Consider the following 16,437-nt stretch of genomic DNA (forward strand, 5'->3'; position numbering starts at 1 on the left):
AGCGCAAGTCGCCGGCCTGCCGGATCGACGGGTCCGCGCCGATCGGGCCGCGGATCGACAAGGCCACGCTGTGAAGGCCACGCTGTGAAGGTCATGCCGCCCGTCACGGCGCCGCCGCGGCCGACCCCTCTCAACCGGAGGCGCCTCCTCGATAGGCTGAGCCACCTCATCACTATGCATAGCGGTTAGGTCGAGCGGTGAACAACCTGAGTCCGGACGAACCCCGCCAGATTGGGCGCTACTCCGTGCGCAGCCGTCTGGGGCGGGGCGGCATGGGCACGGTGTACCTCGGTGAGGACCCCACCGGGCAGCCGGTCGCGATCAAGGTCATCAACCCGGAGTACAGCCGGCACGAGCAGTTCCGGATGCGCTTCCGGCGCGAGGCCGACGCGGCGATGCGCGTACGCCGCTTCTGCACGGCCGCGGTGATCGAGGCGGCCCTCGACGGCGACCAGCTCTACGTCGTCACCGAGTACGTCGGCGGTCCCAACCTGGAGGAGGCGGTGGCCCGCTCCGGGCCGCTGCGCGGGTCCAGCCTGGACGCCCTCGCCGTCGGCGTGGCCACCGCGCTCACCGCGATCCACGGCGCGGGCATCGTGCACCGCGACCTCAAGCCGTCCAACGTGCTGCTCTCCCCCGTCGGCCCCCGGGTGATCGACTTCGGCATCGCGCGGGCGCTGGACACCCTCGGCGGGATCACCGGCACCGGCGAGATCATCGGCACGCCGCGCTACATGGCCCCCGAGGTGCTGCGCGGCGAGCCCGTCTCGCCCGCCTGCGACGTGTTCTCCTGGGGGTGCCTGGTCGCGTTCGCGGCCACCGGGCGGCCCCCGTTCAACGGCGAGGCGCTGCACGCGGTGCTGTACCAGGTGCTCAGCACCGACCCGGTGCTCGAAGGGCTGGAGCCGGGGCTGCGCGAGCTGGTGACGTACTCGCTGTCGAAGGACCCGGCCCGGCGGCCGACCGCGCAGCAGCTCCTGGACAGCATGGTGGGCCGGTCGGCGGTGCCGGAGCAGACGGCGTACTCGGTGCAGAACGCCTGGCAGCGGGCCGCCCAGCCGCCCGCCGCGCCGGCGCACGCCCCGCAGGGCGCGCCCCCGGCCGGCCACGGCGCGCCCCAGACGCCGCCCGGCGCGCCCCAGACCCTGCCCGGTGGGCCCCAGACGCTGCCCGGCGCGCCGCAGACCCTGCCGGGCGGGGCGCCGGCCGTGGCCACTGGAACGCCGGCCGTGGCCGGTGGGCCCGCTCCTGCGTTCCAGGCGACCGCGCCGCACGCCGCGGGCGACACGCTCCGCGCCACCGCCCAGCACCATGCCGGGCCGCCGCCCGCGTACGCGCCGCCCGCGACCGGCGACGGGCCGACCCGGCCGGGGATCGGCTCCCGGTCGCCGCGGGTCAAGGTGATCGCCGGGGCGGCGGTGGCCGCGCTGGTCGCGGCGGCGCTGGGGGTGGGCGCGTGGGCCCTGCTGCGCCCGAGCGGCCCGCCCGAGGGGCTGGCGGTGCTCTACCAGGACGACTTCACCTCCTCCGGCACCGGGTGGGGCGGCGGCACCTACACCGACGGCACCGACGGCGGCACGTACGGCTACTCCCCCGAGGGCTACTACGCGATCGACGTGACCGGCGAGAACTCCGTGCGCCGGGAGGAGGCGCCGATCCCGTACGTGCCCCAGCAGCCCGCGACCCCCGACCCGAGCGCCACGCCGACCCCGACCACCCCCGAGCGGCTGCTGCTCGGCGTGGACGCCGCGATCAGGGAGGGCACCAAGGGCACCGGCGAGTTCGGCCTGTTCTGCCGCGGCAGCGACGAGTACAAGGCCACGCGGTACGAGTTCCTGCTCGACACCGTGGGCAACGCGCGGATCAGGAAGGTGGTGGAGGACCGGGGCGGCGACCTGGCCAAGGCGGCGATCGGCTACCAGCCCTCCGCCGAGCGCAGGATCCAGGCCGAGTGCAGCCCCGGCGAGGACGGCGCGATGACGCTGACCATGTGGGTGGACGGCGAGCAGGCGGTCACCACCGTGGACACCGCGTCGCCGCTGCCCAACGGCCAGGTCGGCATGCTCGCCCGCGTCGGGGAGAAGAGTTCGGCGGTGCTGAAGGTGTCCTTCGACAACTACACCGTGCAGGGGCCGCCGCCGGCCCAGGGTTCGTGAGAGGAGCACAGCGATGAACGCCACAGTCGTCTCCGCCACCGGCGGGCCGGAGGTCCTCGAATACACCGAGGTGCCCGAGCCCTCGCCCGCGCCGGGCGAGGTGGTCGTCGATCTGGCGGCGGCGGGCGTCAACTTCATCGACGTCTACCACCGCAAGGGGCGCTACCCGCTGACCGTGCCGTTCGTGCTCGGCTCCGAGGGGGCGGGCACGGTGAGCGCGGTCGGCGCCGACGTCACCGAGTTCGCCGTCGGCGACAAGGTGGCCTGGGCCAACGTGCTGGGCAGCTACGCCGAGAAGGTCGTGGTGCCCGCCACCCAGTTGCTGCCGGTGCCCGACGGCGTGGACCTGCACACCGCCGCCGCCGCGCCGCTCCAGGGCATGACCGCCCACTACCTGACCCACTCGGTGCACAAGGTCGAGCCGGGCCAGGACGTGCTGGTCCACGCCGCCGCGGGCGGCATGGGCCTGCTGCTGGTCCAGGTGTGCAAGATGCTCGGGGCCCGGGTGATCGGCACGGTGTCCACCGAGGAGAAGGAGAAGCTGGCCCGGCAGGCGGGCGCCGACGAGGTGCTGCGCTACGAGGGCTTCGCCGAGGCCGTGCTGGAGCTCACCGGCGCCGGCGTCCACGTCGTGTACGACGGCGTGGGCGCGACCACGTTCGCGGGCAGCCTCCAGGCGCTGCGCACGCGCGGCATGATGGCCCTGTACGGCGCCGCGAGCGGCCCGGTGCCGCCGGTCGATCCGATGGCCCTGCACGACGCCGGCTCGCTGTTCCTCACCCGCCCGACCCTGCGCCACTACACCGCGACCCGCGAGGAGCTGCTGTGGCGGGCGGGCGACGTGTTCGGCTGGATCGCCTCCGGCAAGCTGTCGATCGTGGTCTCCGAGCGCTACCCGCTGGCCGAGGCGCGCCGCGCGCACGAGGACCTGGAGGCCCGCCGTACGACCGGCAAGCTGCTGCTGGTGCCCTGAGCGGCGCTCAGCGGCCGGGCAGGGGCCGGGCGGGCCAGTCCAGCAGCCGGGCCCCGAGCACGGCCGTCTCCAGGGTGAAGCGCTGGGTGGGGTCGTCCGGTGAGAACCCGGTGAGCCTGCGGATGCGCTCCAGGCGGTAGGTGACGGCGCGGGTGCTCAGGCCGAGCCTGCGCGCCGCCGCGGTCTGGTTGCCCTGCGAGGCGAAGACCGCCTCCAGGGTGGCCAGCAGCGGCTCCGGCCCGCCCCGGGCCTCGGTGAGGGGGCTCAGCACCGACGCGACCAGGTCCTCGATCGCGGCGCGGTCGCGCAGCAGCACCGGGAACACCAGCAGGTCGGCCGCGCGCAGCACGCTGGCCCGCAGGCCCAGCCGCTCGCCGAGGTCGATCGCGTTGCCGGCCTCCCTGAAGGAGGTGACCACGCCGCCCGGCCCCCGGTGCGGACGCCCCACGCCCACCCGCCAGCCGGGCTCGAACCCGGCGCGCACGTGGTGGGTGAACTCCCCGGTGGCCGCGCCGAGGGTCCCGGGCGCGACGCACACGAGCAGCCCGTCGCGTACCGCGATGAGGATGTTGTGCGAGCCGAACCGGCCGATCAGCGCCCGCTCGATGCGGTCGGCCAGCGGGTCGTCCTCGGCCATCGGGCGCACGCCGCGGGCGACCGCCACGACGTACGACTCGGCGAGCCGCAGACCGAAGTGCTCGGCCCGCTCGGCCAGCCGCTCCGCGCGTCCGTACAGCAGGTCGTCCACGAACTCGCGCCGCGCCTCCTCCTCGCGCCTGATCGCGAGGCGCTGCGCGTCCTCGTAGCCCTCGATGAGCGCGGCGACGGCGCGGCGCAGCGCGGGCAGCGCCCCCGCGACCTGCCCGTTGGCCAGGTTCGGCGGCGCGGCGCCGTCGTTCGGTAACCGGGGGGTGGTCGCGAGTTCGGCGGCGAGCAGCGCCGCCTCCACCACCGAGCGGAGCGGGACCCCCGTCTCGGCCGCACGGGCGCCGGAGCGCCGGTACGCGTCGAGGACCGACCTGTCGGGCATCCTGCCGGTGGCACCCGCCGCGGCCAGTACGTCCAGATGCCCGCCGAGCAGGTCGGCGGGCACCCCGGTCGCCTCGCTCACCCGAGCGAGAACGTCCATCACACTCCTACGTCACGCCGGTCGAAGGCGAGCACCGCGGTCATGGCGAGCACGGCGGTCGCGCCGAGAAGCACAAGGTAGTCCCCCCAGGGGAAGCCCTCGAAGACCGGGCGGCCCTCAAGGTAGTAGTGGAACGGCGAGACCCAGCGCAGCCAGGAGATCGCATCGACGTTGCGGCCCATCGTCTCCACCACGTAGCCGCCGGCGAACACCACGCCGACCACCGCCATGGCGACGCTCCTGCGCCCGGCGGCGGCGCCGACGGCCAGGGTCAGCGTGCCGGCCAGCAGGGCGAGCAGGTACACCGCGAGGTGCGCGGCCAGGATGCGGTCGAACGGCACCCCCAGGTCCACCAGGCTCGACAGCAGCCAGACCAGCGCGAACGTCACGGCCGCCAGCGCCAGCAGGCCCAGCGCGAGCGCCACGAAGCGCTCGGCGACCAGCCGCTTGCGTTCGATCGGCAGCGTCATCGTCAGTTCCAGCGTGCCCGACTCCTCCGGCTGCGCGATGGCCCGGTTGGCCAGCAGCATCGCGCACACGATGAACAGCATCGGCCCGAAGAGCTGGTAGACCATCGTCTGCAGGTAGCCGGCGCCGCTGGTGAAGTCGTTCAGGCCGCCCATCAGGTCGCGCATCGCGCCGGGGTACTTGGCCAGCGCCATCTCGCCGTACAGGTCCGGGTTGGCCGAGATGCTCGGGTAGATCGACAGGTAGAGGGTGAAGAAGGCGCCGATGCCGATCGTCCAGCCGATCAGCGACCGCCGGTACTCACGCAGGCTCTTTGACACCAGCGTCGGCATGACGCCCCTCCTCGTCGCTGTAGTAGGTCAGGAAGATCTCTTCCAGGTCGGGCTCGGCGCTGACCATGTGCACCACGGTGAACCTCGCCGCCGCCTTGATCAGCGCGTCGGGCCGGCCGTCGATGGTGCAGCGCAGGCTCGCGCCCTCGACCCTCAGCTCGCGCACGCCGGGCAGCCCCTCGAACGCCTCGCGCGGGACCGGGGCGTCGAAGTGGAACTCCACCCGGCGCACCGCCTTCTCGCGCAGCGCCGCGACGTCCTCGACGGCGACCAGCCGCCCGGCGCGTACGATGCCGACCCGGTCGGAGACGTGTTCGACCTCGGCCAGCACGTGCGAGGACATCAGCACGGTACGCCCGGAGGTGCGCACCTCGCGCACCATCGCCAGGAACTCCTGCTGCACCAGCGGGTCCAGGCCGCTGGTCGGCTCGTCCAGGATGAGGAAGTCGGGCTCGTGCATGAACGCCTGGATCAGCCCGAGCTTCTGCTTGTTGCCCTTGGACAGCTTGCCCATCGGCACCGACAGGTCGGCGTCCAGCCGCTCCACCAGGTCCCGCACCACCTCGGGCGGCACCCCGCCCCGCGCCCGCGCCAGGAAGTCCAGGTAGTCGCCCGCCTTCTCCCGCCCCTCCAGCGCCAGCTCGCCCGGCAGATAGCCGATCCTGGCCCGTACGCGGGAGTCGCGCGGGTCCATGCCGAGCACGCTCATCCGCCCGCGCGTGGGCCGGATCACATCGAGAAGCAACCGGATCGTGGTCGTCTTCCCTGCGCCGTTCGGCCCGAGGTACCCGAACACCTCGCCGGGCCTGATCTCCAGGTCGAGATCCTCCAGCCCCCGCCGGTGCCCGTAGAACTTGGTGAGGCCCTCGGTCTCCACTACTGCTGCCATGCCCCGCATGTTCCTCGCCCCGGGCCGCGCGCGGTACGCCAGGACCGGGACACTTTCCGGCCCTCTATCTTTCCCGGGTACGGAAACCGGGGCCGGCGGTCACCAGTCCTGCGACAGGCCCGACATGCGGCGCAGGTACTCGTCCTCGTCGATCTCGCCCGCGGCGTAGCGGCGCTTGAGGATCTCCTTCGGGTCGTCGGCCGGCGGCGGGAGCGGCTTGCGCTCGGCGCGCACCCGCGCCAGCAGCAGGCCCCCGAACACGATGGCGGCCAGCACCGCCAGCACGAACAGGACCAGGACCACGCGCATCATGCGCCCATTGTCCCCCCGGGCGGCAGCGGCGGCAGCCCCGCCGGCGGCCCCTCCTCCAGCAGGCGCAGCAGGGCGCCGGTGTCCAGGTGCCGCTCCACCAGGTCGCCGAGGGCGTCCAAGCGGCGCTCGCGCAGCTCCGCGAACGACACGCCGGGCTCGGCGGGCGTGTACGCCCGGCCCGCCAGCGCCGCCACCTCGCTCAGGAAGGCCCGCCGGAACTCGTCGTTCTCCATCGCGCCGTGCCAGGTGGTGCCCCACACGCTCCCCGCGCGGCACCCGTCCAGGAAGGGCTCGGCGCCGCCGTCCACCGCGACGACCCCGTGGTGGATCTCGTACGCCGCCACGCGCGCGCCGTACGCCGTGCCGACCGGCCGCCCCAGGATCTTCTCCGGCCCGAACTCGACCTCGGCGGGCAGCAGCCCGAGCCCCGGCACCTCACCGGCGCCCGACTCGACGTCGTCGCGGATGCGCCGGGCCAGCATCTGGTAGCCGCCGCAGACGCCCAGCACCGGCAGCCCGCGTTCCGCCCGCGCCGCCACCGCCTCGGCCAGCCCGCGCTCGCGCAGCCAGCGCAGGTCGCTCACCGTGGCCCGCGTGCCGGGCAGCACGACCAGGTCGGCGTCGTCCAGCTCGGCCGGGGTGGTCACGAACCTGACCACGACCCCGGGCTCGCACGCCAGCGCGTCGAGGTCGGTGAAGTTGGAGATGCGCGGCAGCCGTACGACGGCCACGCGCAGCGTCTGCGCGCCGTACGCGGGCCCGGCGGGCACGGGGTCGGTGCGCAGGGCGAGGGAGTCCTCCACGTCCACCCAGTTGCCCTCCACCCAGGGCAGCACGCCGAGCACCGGCCGCCCCGCCAGCTCGGTGATCATGTCGAGCCCCGGCCGCAGCAGCTCCATCGCGCCCCGGAACTTGTTGATCACGAACCCGCTGATCAGCCGCTGGTCGTCCGCGTCGAGCAGCGCGACGGTGCCGTACAGGGAGGCGAACACCCCGCCCCGGTCGATGTCGCCGACCACGATCACCGGCAGGCCCGCCGCACGGGCCAGCCCCATGTTGGCGATGTCGCCCTTGCGCAGGTTGATCTCGGCCGGACTCCCCGCGCCCTCGCAGATCACCGCGTCGTACTCCGCCCGCAGCCGCTCCAGCGCCTCCACCGCGACGCGCCTGAGCCGGTCCTTGTAGGCGCCGTACTCCATCGCGTCCACGTCCGCCAGCGGCCGTCCCATGACCACGACCTGGCTACGCCGGTCGCTGCCCGGTTTGAGCAGGATCGGGTTCATGTCCGCCACCGGCTCAAGGCCGCACGCCGCCGCCTGCATCGCCTGCGCCCGCCCGATCTCCGCGCCGTCGGCGGTCACGAAGGAGTTCAGCGACATGTTCTGCGCCTTGAACGGCGCGACCTTGACCCCCTGCCGCGCCAGCCACCGGCAGATCCCGGCGGTGACCACGCTCTTGCCCGCGTCGGAGGTCGTCCCCGCGACCAGCAGCGCCCCACCGGCCCGCGCGCTCACCGGCCCCTCCGTCCCAGGCGCCACGCCAGGCCCGCGGCCAGGACCGCCGCCGACGCGGCCACGACCCGCGTCAGCCGCACCGCCCGCCGTACGTCCGCCACCCCGGCCTTCCGGCCGCCGGCGCCCAGTTCGGGCCGGTGCTCGGCGCGCCCGGCGTACACGTTGACCCCGCCCAGGCGTACGCCCAGCGCGCCCGCGTACGCGGCCTCGCACCGGCCCGCGTTCGGGCTGGGGTGCCTGCCGCCGTCGCGCGCCAGCACCCGCAGCGCCTCGCGCACGGAGCCGCCCACGACCGGGGCCGCCAGCGCGGCCAGCAGCCCGGTGACCCGCGCGGGCACCACGTTGGCCACGTCGTCGAGCCGTGCCGCCGCCCAGCCGAACCGGGCGTACCTCGGGGACCGGTGGCCGACCATCGCGTCCAGCGTGTTGACCGCCCGGTAGGCCAGCAGCCCCGGCACCCCCGCCACGGCCCCCCACAGCAGCGGGGCCACGACCGCGTCGGAGGCGTTCTCGGCCAGCGACTCCACCGTGGCGCGGGCGATCTCGCCCGCGTCGAGCCCGCTCGGATCGCGCCCGCACAGGTGAGGCAGGCGCGCGCGGGCCGCCTCCAGATCGCCCGCCTCCAGCGCCGCCGCCATCGCGGCCCCCTCCCGGGCGAGCGAGGTCCCGCCGAGCACCGCCCACACGGCCACCCCGGTCAGCAGCACCCGCCCCGCCCCCGTACGCCGCACCGCCCGCTCGGCCACCCACCCGGCGAGAGCCGCCCCACCGGCCAAGACGGCGACATGCACGACCCCGGCACCCCGATCGTCCCGGTAGATCCGGCCCTCCACGGCCGCCGCCACCCGTCCGAACCCGGCCACCGGATGCCCACGCCGAGGATCCCCGAACACCGCGTCCGCCACGACCCCCAGCACCAGCCCCCAGGCAGCGGCCCGCTCACCCACAGCCGCAACCTCCGCCGGCCCCCGCCCGCACCCGGCCATCGCCCGCTCAGAACAGATGCTCATGCAGCCGCTCCTCGTGCGCGTCGAGCCAGGCCCGCGCGCGGCGGATGCGCTGCCCGGCACCCGACTCCCACATCCGCGCCCACGGGCCGTCGCCCTCGGCGGCCCGCGCCCGCATCACACCGTACGACCGGTCGAAGCGCAGCCGGGCCAGCTCGGTCAGCCGCCTCCGCTCACGCGGCACGAGGCCGTACGCGTCGCAGAACAGCCGCACCCGCCGCCCCACCCCGGCCGGACCGAGCCCGCGCAGCAGCGGATCGCGGTCAACGGGGTCGGCGATCGGCGCCCAGTGCCGCAGCGTGGTCACGATGTCGAACAGCCGGGTCGTGGGCCTGGCCATGTCGAAGTCGATCAGCGCGTACGGCAGCGCCCCGCGGAAGACCACGTTCTCCGGCGTCACGTCACAGTGTCCGACGATCTCGGGCTCGCGGTCCTCGTTGGACCCCGCCTCCCACACGGCCCCGGGCGGCGCCCGGAACCCGGCGGTCGCGTCGTGATAGGCGCGCAGCAGCCGGGCCAGCGCCGCCAACGCCTCGTCGGACACCACATGCTCGCGCAACGGCCGGGTGGCGGCCTCGCCCTCGACCCAGGTCAGGATCTCCCGCCCGCGCTCGTCCACGCCCACGACACGGGGCGCCCGGTCGAACCCCACGTCCTCAAGGTGCCGCAGCAGGGCGTGCACGGCCGCACCGGAGACCCCCACCGGCCGGCGTACGGTGTCGCCCACGCGTACGACGCCGTCGCTGACCATTCCACCGGCTAACGGGACCTCCACACCGACGGCCGCAACAGACATGGCACAGCACCTTAGCCCCGCCCAGCCCACCACCCCAACCCATCGCCCCAACCCATCGCCGGCCCCGAACCCCCCGATCAGCCGCGGTCCTCCGCCCGCCGCCCCTCCCCCTGGGCCTCCCCCTGGAACTCCCCCTGGAACTCCCTCTGGAACGAGCGCCAGACATCCATCCCCTCCAGCCGCCCCTCCGCGATCTCCTCGATCAGCTCGGCGACCCACTCCAGCTCGGCCCGGCGCAGCCGTACGGTGTACTCCCACTCGATGTAGTACAGGCGGGGCACCCCCTGCTTCCCCACCCACTCGCGCAGCGCGTCCGCCGCCGTGAGCTCCTGCTCCAGCTTCGTCCGCCGCTCCCGCAGCAGCGCGAGCGCGTCCTCCACCGGCAGCACCGGCAGCAGCGACAGCGCCGCCTCGAAGTTGGTGTACTCCTTGACCGGCGTGCTGATCAGCTCACCCAGCCAGTCGAACAGCTCCAGCCGCCCACGCTCGGTGATGCCGTAGACGGTGCGCTCGGGCCGCCTGCCCTCCCTGACCGTCTCCAGCTCCTCGATCAGGCCCCGCTTCTGCAACGCCTGCACCACGGCGTACAACGACCCGTAGTTGAGCTTGATGCTCTCTTCCTTGCGCCGCTCACGCATCGTGGTCGCCAGCTCGTACGGATGCATGGGCTTCTCGTACAGCAGCGCCAGCACCGCCAGCGCCAGGGGATTCCCCCGCCCGCGCCCCGCCACGCCACCTCCCCGCTCGTCCCTGCACCGAACCCTAGCGACGGAACTCCCCCGGCCTCCCTCCGCCCGGCGGCTCCCCTCCGAGTGACAATCCTCACCCCACCACCACCGAACACCCCCAGACCAGCCCCATCACCCGGCCCCCCGCCCACCCCCTCGACACGCGACCGGTAATCGGATACGCCCCGACCCCCAGGATCATGCACAATTAGCACGAGCGCCCTTAGCTCAGCTGGATAGAGCATCGGACTTCTAATCCGACGGTCGCAGGTTCGAATCCTGCAGGGCGCGCTTTCGATCATGCCTCACCTGCGGAGACTCTCTTCTGGAAGTGGGCCTGCGGCGCCACCCCATCCGCCTGTGACGTCACCCCGGGCCGGGAACCCGCTCCACCAGACGGCGGGCGAGGTCGAGCAGGTGCGGCAGACGCAGGACACGGGCGCCGCTGCCGGGCAGCGGGACATGCAGCGGCTCCATCCAGCGGGACGGGATCGCGCCGAGGCCGTAGAGGGCGCCGGCCAGGCCGCCGGTGACCGCGGCGACGGTGTCGGTGTCCCCGCCCAGGTCGATGGCCGTACGGAGTGCGTCCTCGAAGGTGGAGGTGGTGCGGAGCGCCCACACCGCCGAACCCAGGCAGGGCCAGACGGCGCCGTTGAACTCGGTGGCCTGATCGGGGTGCCAGTGCGGGTCCAGGACGACGGCGTACCGTTCCCGATGCTCCGGGTGGACCGCGGCGAGGATCTCGGGTAAGGCCGGCAGAGGGTCGGCGCCGTCCAGGGCGACGCGCACCAGCTCGTGGAAGATCGCGGTGCCCTCCCAGGCCGCGGGATCGCCGTGGGTGAGCGCGGCCAGGCGGCGACCGGCCTCCATCGTGGCCGGCCGTCCGTCATGGGCGAAGTACACCGCCGAGGGGGTCGCCCGCATCAGGGCGCCGTTGCCGGCCGCACGGTGGCTGCTGCGGTGGTGGGCATCGGCGGCCTGGTCCCAGGGCAGGCCGCGGCTCAGCACGTCCTCGGTCTGCAGGCCGATGTCCTTGGGGTCGTCGGCCGCCCACCGCCGGAAGCGGGCGAAGACGTCCGGCAGGTCCAGTCCGCCGCGCTCCAGCAGCGACTCCGCCACGTGTACGGCCATCTGCGTGTCGTCGGTGGCCTCCCCCGCCTCCCAGCCGCCGCCCCCGCACATCTCCCCACCGGCACCCGGCGCCGGGAACCGGGCGGAGAACGCGCCCGCCGGGCCGAACTCGAACGGGGCGCCGAGGGCGTCGCCCACCGCCGAGCCGACGACCGCACCCGCGGCACGCTCCAGACGATCCACGACGGCAGGCTACGGACCAGGAGAACTTTCGATCCATCCCTTTATCTAGCCGGGCAGCCTATGGGTGACCTGGGGTTTCGTTTGCGGGGCCGGTTGAGCGATGTGGCCGGGTGCGGCGGCGCCGACCGGTGCTCTCGCGTACATGCGCCGTCGTACCTGGTTGAGGACGGCGGTGCGCGGTGTGGGCGGAGCGACCGCATCCGTTCGGGGTCGAGGTGGGCGCTGGGAATGATGCCGCTCTCGGCGATCGTGCGACCGGCAGGCAGTAGGTGCTTCGTGTGGCCTTGGCCGCACGCGACGCTTTCCGGGGACTGTGACCTTCGACCCGGCCGCGTGGGCGCCGGGGTCTCCAGACATCGCCCTGGCCCATCTGCCCCTTGTTGCATCTATCGAATTTCGATATATTTCGATCGTTGGTCGATCGAAGGAGAGGCGATGGGAAACCTGGCAGTGCATGCGCTGCGGGCTGTGCTCGTGGTGTTGTTCGGGGGGTCGGTGTTCGTGCAGGCGGTTATGGTGCCGCTGCTGGCGATCGACATGGAGGGGCTCAACCCGGAGTTCGCCTACCTGCGCATCCCGATCCTCGTGATCGCGGTCCTGGGGGTCGTGGCGGTTCAGGTTGTTCTGGTCTGTGTGTGGCGGTTGGTGACGATGGTGCGGCGTGGCACCGTGTTCTCGCACGCCGCCTTCCGGTACGTGCACATCGTGATCGGGGCGATCGTGGCGGCGGCCATGCTGGTGTTCGCGCTCGCGGTCGTCCTGGCGCCGGGTGACCCGGTTCCGCCGGGGATCGTGCTGCTGCTGTGCGGGGGCGCCCTGGCGGTCCTGGGGGTCGCGCTCGTCGTGCTCGTGCTGCGGATGCTGCTCGCTCAGGCCGTGGCCCGCGACGTCGAGGCGGCGCAGATGAAGGCCGAGCTGGAAGAGGTCATCTGATGCCGATCATCGTCGAGATCGACGTGATGCTGGCCAAGCGGAAGATGTCGGTGGGCGAGCTCGCGGAGCGTGTCGGGATCACGCCCGCGAACCTGGCGGTGCTCAAGAACGGCCGGGCCAAGGCGGTGCGCTTCACGACGCTCGCCGCGCTCTGCGAGGCGCTGGAGTGCCAGCCGGGAGATCTGTTGCGGTGGGAGCCTGCGGAGGCTGAGAAGGCTGTGGACGCCGCGGGCGCCGCGGGCGGATGACGGGGATGACGGCGGCGGGCGCGGCTGCTGCGGGTGCGTATTAATGCACACTTTTCCGCTGATCGCGGGATGGGGGCGGTGGCTACAGTTACATCCATGCGCGGCGGTAACGAGCAGGACTTCGCGGTGCTGGGGCGGCGGCTGCAGGCGGCGCGGGAGCGGGCCTTCGTCGGGCGGGAGGAGGAGCTCGGGGTCTTCGACGCGGCGCTGCGCGGGGCGTGCAGCGTGCTGTACGTGCACGGTGCCGGTGGGGTCGGCAAGTCGGCGCTGCTGCGGCGCTTCGGGCAGCGGGCGGAGGAGTCGGGACGGCCCGTGACGAGGCTGGACGGGCGGACGCTGGACCCGTCGCCGGCGGCGTTCGAGGCCGCGGCCGGAGCGGTGTTGGACGGCGGGCGGGGGTGCTCCTGATCGACGCCTTCGAGCGCGTCCAGGGGCTGGAGGGCTGGCTGCGCGAGCGGTTCCTGCCGAAACTGCCGGTCGGCGCGCTGGTCGTGATGGCCGGGCGGGTCCCGCCGGACATGATGTGGACGGCCGACCTCGGCTGGGCGGAGGCGCTGCGGGTGATGCCGCTGCGCGATCTCGGCCCCGCGGACGCGGCGGCGCTGCTGGAGGCCCGGGGTGTGGCCGACGAGTTGCGGGCGCCGCTGCTGGCCTTCGCCGGAGGGCATCCGCTCGCCCTGTCGCTGGGCGCCGCGGTGGTGACCAAGGACCGCGAGGCGAGCTCGCGCTGGACGCCCGCGCAGGACGTGGTCGCCACCCTGCTCGACCAGCTCGTCGGCGAGGTGCCCAGTCCGGCGCACCGGCACGCGCTGGAGGTGTGCGCGCACGCGTACGTGACGACCGAGGATCTGCTGCGTGAGGTCCTGCCGGAGGACGCGGCGGCCCTGTTCGCCTGGTTGCGGCGGCTGCCGTTCGTGGAGTCCAGCCCACGCGGCCTGTTCCCGCACGACGTCGTCCGGGAAGTGCTCGAAGCCGACCTGCGCTGGCGCGATCCGCGGGGATACGCCGACATGCACCGGCGCATCAACGCCTGCCTCGCCGACCGCATCCGCGACGCCGGCGACGCCGACGTGCTGGGTGCGGTCGGGTCGCTGTTCTACCTGCACCGCGGCGTCGGCTCGACGGCGCAGTTCCACAGCTGGCGCGGCGACGGCGAGGTGTACGAGGACGCCTTCCGCCCGCAGGACGCCGAGGCGCTGGTACGGATGGCCGCCGAGGTGGAGAACGACGAGTCGGCGGCGGCCGTCGCGTTCTGGACCGGCCGGCAGCCGGAGGCGTTCCGCCTGTACCGGCGGACCGAGACCGGCGAGCTGGTGGGCTTCTGCTCCTGGCTTCGGCTGTACGAGCCGTCGCAGGAGGAGTCGGCGGCCGACCCGATCACCGCCACGGCCTGGGCGAACGCCCGTGCCATCGCGCCGCTGCGGCCCGGCGAGCACCTGGCCGTGGGCCGTACCTGGGTGCACGAGGAGTATCGCGGCATGTCGCCGGTTATGGACCTGATCCAGTGGCGGGCCGTCGGCTACTGCCTGCGGGCCGACCGGATGGCCTGGTCGTTCATGGCCATGCGCAGCGACGACCCCATGCGCGACTACCTGCGGCACTACGACATGCACGACATCGGGGAGCACGCCTGGCTCGGCGGCACCGAATACGCGCTCTTCGCCCACGACTGGCGGGCGGCGCCCGTACCGGCCTGGCTGGACCGGCTCGACCGGCTGCTGCTCGCCGGCCCCCACCAGGAGCCGGCCGCCGCCGGAGGGCCGCCGCTGGCGGTGCTGTCGCGGGAGGAGTTCGCCGACGCCGTACGTACGGCCCTGCGCCACCTGGCCCGGCCCGCCAAGCTGGCCGCCAGCCCGCTGACCCGTACCAGGGTCGTCACCGAACACCCGAGCCCGACCCCGCCAAGGCCCTGACCGCCCTCATCGAGCAGGCCATCGACGGCGTGCGCCGCGACCCGCGCGCGGAGAAGTTCCACCGGGCCCTGGCCGCCACCTACCTCCATGGCGCGCCGACGCAGGAGGTCGCCGCCGAACGCCTCGGCCTGCCCTTCACCAGCTACCGCCGCTACCTCGCCGCCGGCATCGAGCGCGTCTGCGAGGACCTGTGGCACCGCGAGCTGTACGGCGCCGCCGGAGGCTGACCCGCCGGGTGGCTCTCGCCGGGTGGGTCGTCAGCCGATGGCGGCCAGCAGGTCGCGGCGGAAGAGTCCGGGCTCGGGCTGGTCGAAGGCATCGGCGCCCTTGGTCATGATGATATCCACCAGGCCGGGCCGGGCCAGGACCTGTTCGGCCGGCTCCAGCATGGAGCCCACGTCGGCGAAGGCGCGTACCAGGTCGGGGTGGCAGAGCTTGGCGGCGTCCAGCGCCCTGACGACGTGCCAGGTCGGGTCGCCGGTCTCGTAGCACTCGCCTCGCATCGCCGCGTCGATCTCGGCGAGCCGGTGGGTGTCCCAGTCGCGCAGCGCCCGGTAGTAGGGGGCGGCGTGGGTCTCCAGGGCCTCGGTGAAGGCCAGGGCCGGCTTGACGGGGTCCGTCGCGTCGTCGAGCGCGTCGCGCAGCAGGGCGGCCTGCACCATGCTCATGGACAGGCCCAGGCCGAACGTGGGGTTCGTCGTGGCCCAGGCGTCGCCCAGGGCCAGCAGCCCGGTCGCCACCGGCTCCCCGTCGGAGACCAGGTCACGGCGCCGGGTCTGGCCGGCCGACATCACCTGTACGCCGGTGAGCGGCTCGCCGTGCCGGGCCCAGTGCGCGTACTCGGGGAACAGCGCGATGGCGCGGTCCCAGGCGTCCGCCTCCCGCAGGGCGCGAAGCTCCCGGTCGCGGCTGGAGGTCACCAGGATCATCGACCAGGTGCCGTTGTCGCCGGGAAGCGTGCCCGCGGTGACGGTCTCCTGGTGGATGAGCGGCCAGGGCACCGCCTCCGGCAGCCCGGCGCCGCTGTCGCGGTAGTGCCGGGCGTAGTAGATGAACCCCGCCTCGGCCCGTTCCTCCGTGTCGCGGACGGGGCCGAGCTCGGCGAGCATCCTGGGGACCGGGGAGTTGCGGCCGCCCGCGTCAACGATCAGGTCGGCGTGCAGCAGCTCGCCGGCGCGGGTCTGCGCCCCCGCCACGTGCGGCACGCCGGGCAGCCGGTCGCTCCCGGGTACGAGCCGCGCCACGCCCTCGCCCCGGCGCACGGTGACCCCGGGCGTGCGCATGGCGACGGTGGCCAGCGCGAACTCCAGGAGCGGCCGGCGGGCCGCCATCGTCTCGTACCGCTGGTCCCCCGCGCGCCTGCCCCCTGCCGCGGGTACGCCCCACGCCCCGGCGATCATGTTGTGCCGCCTGGCGCCCGCCTTGTCGAGCTCGGCCACCACCTCGGGCAGTTCCGCCTCCAGCAGGGCCAGCGCGCGCGGCATCATCACGTGGGGCAGCCGGAACTGGCTCACCCCCGGCCGCTCCCAGTCCTCCCACGCCTGCGGGCCCGTCGCCGGCGGCCGGGCGGGGTCGCGTTCGAGCACGGTGACGCGATGGCCGCGTCCGGCGAGCAGCATCGCGGTGGTCAGGCCGGCCGGCCCGGCCCCGACGACGATCACGTTCATGGTCATGCCGGCCACGATCGCGCCACGAACCGGCCGTCCACCACGCCAGAAGGTGCCC

The 16,437-nt window shown here is 73.9% G+C and carries 17 protein-coding genes and 1 tRNA gene; 8 read left to right on the forward strand and 10 right to left on the reverse strand.

The features are described from left to right. Positions 1-197: 197 nt before the first annotated feature. Both HNP84_RS29955 and HNP84_RS29960 read left to right on the forward strand, forming a co-directional pair. Positions 198-2,156, forward strand: a complete 1,959-nt coding sequence (locus HNP84_RS29955) for a serine/threonine-protein kinase (RefSeq protein WP_312925993.1) — start codon at positions 198-200, stop codon at positions 2,154-2,156. A gap of 13 nt (positions 2,157-2,169) precedes the next feature. After that, the gene (locus tag HNP84_RS29960; protein WP_185053283.1) at positions 2,170-3,129 is read left to right on the forward strand and encodes a quinone oxidoreductase family protein; all 960 of its coding nucleotides are present in this window, start codon (positions 2,170-2,172) and stop codon (positions 3,127-3,129) included. A 7-nt stretch (positions 3,130-3,136) separates the two neighbouring features. Here HNP84_RS29960 and HNP84_RS29965 read toward each other — a convergent pair whose 3' ends face one another. From HNP84_RS29965 to HNP84_RS30000, 8 genes are all read right to left on the reverse strand, one after another. Beyond that, complete coding sequence (locus tag HNP84_RS29965; protein WP_185053284.1) at positions 3,137-4,258, reverse strand: PucR family transcriptional regulator; 1,122 nt, start codon at positions 4,256-4,258, stop codon at positions 3,137-3,139. Then, entirely contained in the window at positions 4,258-5,058 is an 801-nt protein-coding gene (locus HNP84_RS29970) for a DUF2705 family protein (RefSeq protein ID WP_185053285.1), read from the reverse strand. Before HNP84_RS29970 ends, HNP84_RS29965 begins: the two co-directional genes overlap by 1 nt. After that, the gene (locus HNP84_RS29975) at positions 5,027-5,947 is read right to left on the reverse strand and encodes an ABC transporter ATP-binding protein (protein ID WP_185053286.1); all 921 of its coding nucleotides are present in this window, start codon (positions 5,945-5,947) and stop codon (positions 5,027-5,029) included. The genes HNP84_RS29970 and HNP84_RS29975 overlap by 32 nt, the downstream gene beginning before the upstream one ends. A gap of 99 nt (positions 5,948-6,046) precedes the next feature. Then, positions 6,047-6,259: an SHOCT domain-containing protein gene (locus HNP84_RS29980; protein WP_185053287.1), complete on the reverse strand. Its 213-nt coding sequence runs from the start codon at positions 6,257-6,259 to the stop codon at positions 6,047-6,049. Next, positions 6,256-7,773, reverse strand: a complete 1,518-nt coding sequence (locus HNP84_RS29985; protein ID WP_185053288.1) for a cobyric acid synthase — start codon at positions 7,771-7,773, stop codon at positions 6,256-6,258. The genes HNP84_RS29980 and HNP84_RS29985 overlap by 4 nt, the downstream gene beginning before the upstream one ends. Then, a complete protein-coding gene (locus tag HNP84_RS29990; protein WP_312925994.1) occupies positions 7,770-8,720 on the reverse strand; it encodes a cobalamin biosynthesis protein in 951 nt (316 codons plus the stop codon). The genes HNP84_RS29985 and HNP84_RS29990 overlap by 4 nt, the downstream gene beginning before the upstream one ends. A gap of 46 nt (positions 8,721-8,766) precedes the next feature. After that, positions 8,767-9,576 carry a phosphotransferase gene (locus tag HNP84_RS29995; RefSeq protein ID WP_185053289.1) on the reverse strand — a complete coding sequence of 270 codons (810 nt, stop codon included), beginning with the start codon at positions 9,574-9,576 and terminating at the stop codon, positions 8,767-8,769. Positions 9,577-9,653: 77 nt separating this feature from the next. After that, positions 9,654-10,307 carry a PadR family transcriptional regulator gene (locus HNP84_RS30000; RefSeq protein WP_221336916.1) on the reverse strand — a complete coding sequence of 218 codons (654 nt, stop codon included), beginning with the start codon at positions 10,305-10,307 and terminating at the stop codon, positions 9,654-9,656. A gap of 214 nt (positions 10,308-10,521) precedes the next feature. Between HNP84_RS30000 and HNP84_RS30005 the strand changes: the two genes are divergently transcribed. Next, positions 10,522-10,595 (forward strand) — tRNA-Arg (locus HNP84_RS30005). 75 nt (positions 10,596-10,670) lie between these two features. Here the strand turns inward: HNP84_RS30005 and HNP84_RS30010 are convergent. Further along, entirely contained in the window at positions 10,671-11,618 is a 948-nt protein-coding gene (locus HNP84_RS30010; protein WP_185053290.1) for an ADP-ribosylglycohydrolase family protein, read from the reverse strand. Between the two features lie 435 nt (positions 11,619-12,053). Here HNP84_RS30010 and HNP84_RS30015 point away from each other — a divergent pair, with 435 nt between their 5' ends. From HNP84_RS30015 to HNP84_RS30035, 5 genes are all read left to right on the forward strand, one after another. Continuing rightward, complete coding sequence (locus tag HNP84_RS30015; protein WP_185053291.1) at positions 12,054-12,551, forward strand: DUF2975 domain-containing protein; 498 nt, start codon at positions 12,054-12,056, stop codon at positions 12,549-12,551. Continuing rightward, positions 12,551-12,799, forward strand: a complete 249-nt coding sequence (locus HNP84_RS30020) for a helix-turn-helix domain-containing protein (RefSeq protein ID WP_185053292.1) — start codon at positions 12,551-12,553, stop codon at positions 12,797-12,799. Before HNP84_RS30015 ends, HNP84_RS30020 begins: the two co-directional genes overlap by 1 nt. Before the next feature lie 96 nt (positions 12,800-12,895). Continuing rightward, positions 12,896-13,207, forward strand: coding sequence for an ATP-binding protein (locus HNP84_RS30025; protein ID WP_185053293.1), 312 nt, complete (start codon positions 12,896-12,898; stop codon positions 13,205-13,207). After that, entirely contained in the window at positions 13,198-14,712 is a 1,515-nt protein-coding gene (locus HNP84_RS30030) for an ATP-binding protein (protein WP_185053294.1), read from the forward strand. Before HNP84_RS30025 ends, HNP84_RS30030 begins: the two co-directional genes overlap by 10 nt. Positions 14,713-14,741: 29 nt before the next feature. Then, positions 14,742-14,939, forward strand: coding sequence for a hypothetical protein (locus HNP84_RS30035; RefSeq protein ID WP_185053295.1), 198 nt, complete (start codon positions 14,742-14,744; stop codon positions 14,937-14,939). Positions 14,940-14,969: 30 nt separating this feature from the next. Here HNP84_RS30035 and HNP84_RS30040 read toward each other — a convergent pair whose 3' ends face one another. Next, positions 14,970-16,385 (reverse strand): FAD-dependent oxidoreductase, encoded by a 1,416-nt coding sequence (locus HNP84_RS30040; RefSeq protein WP_185053296.1) that lies wholly within the window; start codon positions 16,383-16,385, stop codon positions 14,970-14,972. Positions 16,386-16,437 lie beyond the last annotated feature (52 nt).

The organism is Thermocatellispora tengchongensis, assembly GCF_014202315.1.
GTDB lineage: Bacteria > Actinomycetota > Actinomycetes > Streptosporangiales > Streptosporangiaceae > Thermocatellispora > Thermocatellispora tengchongensis.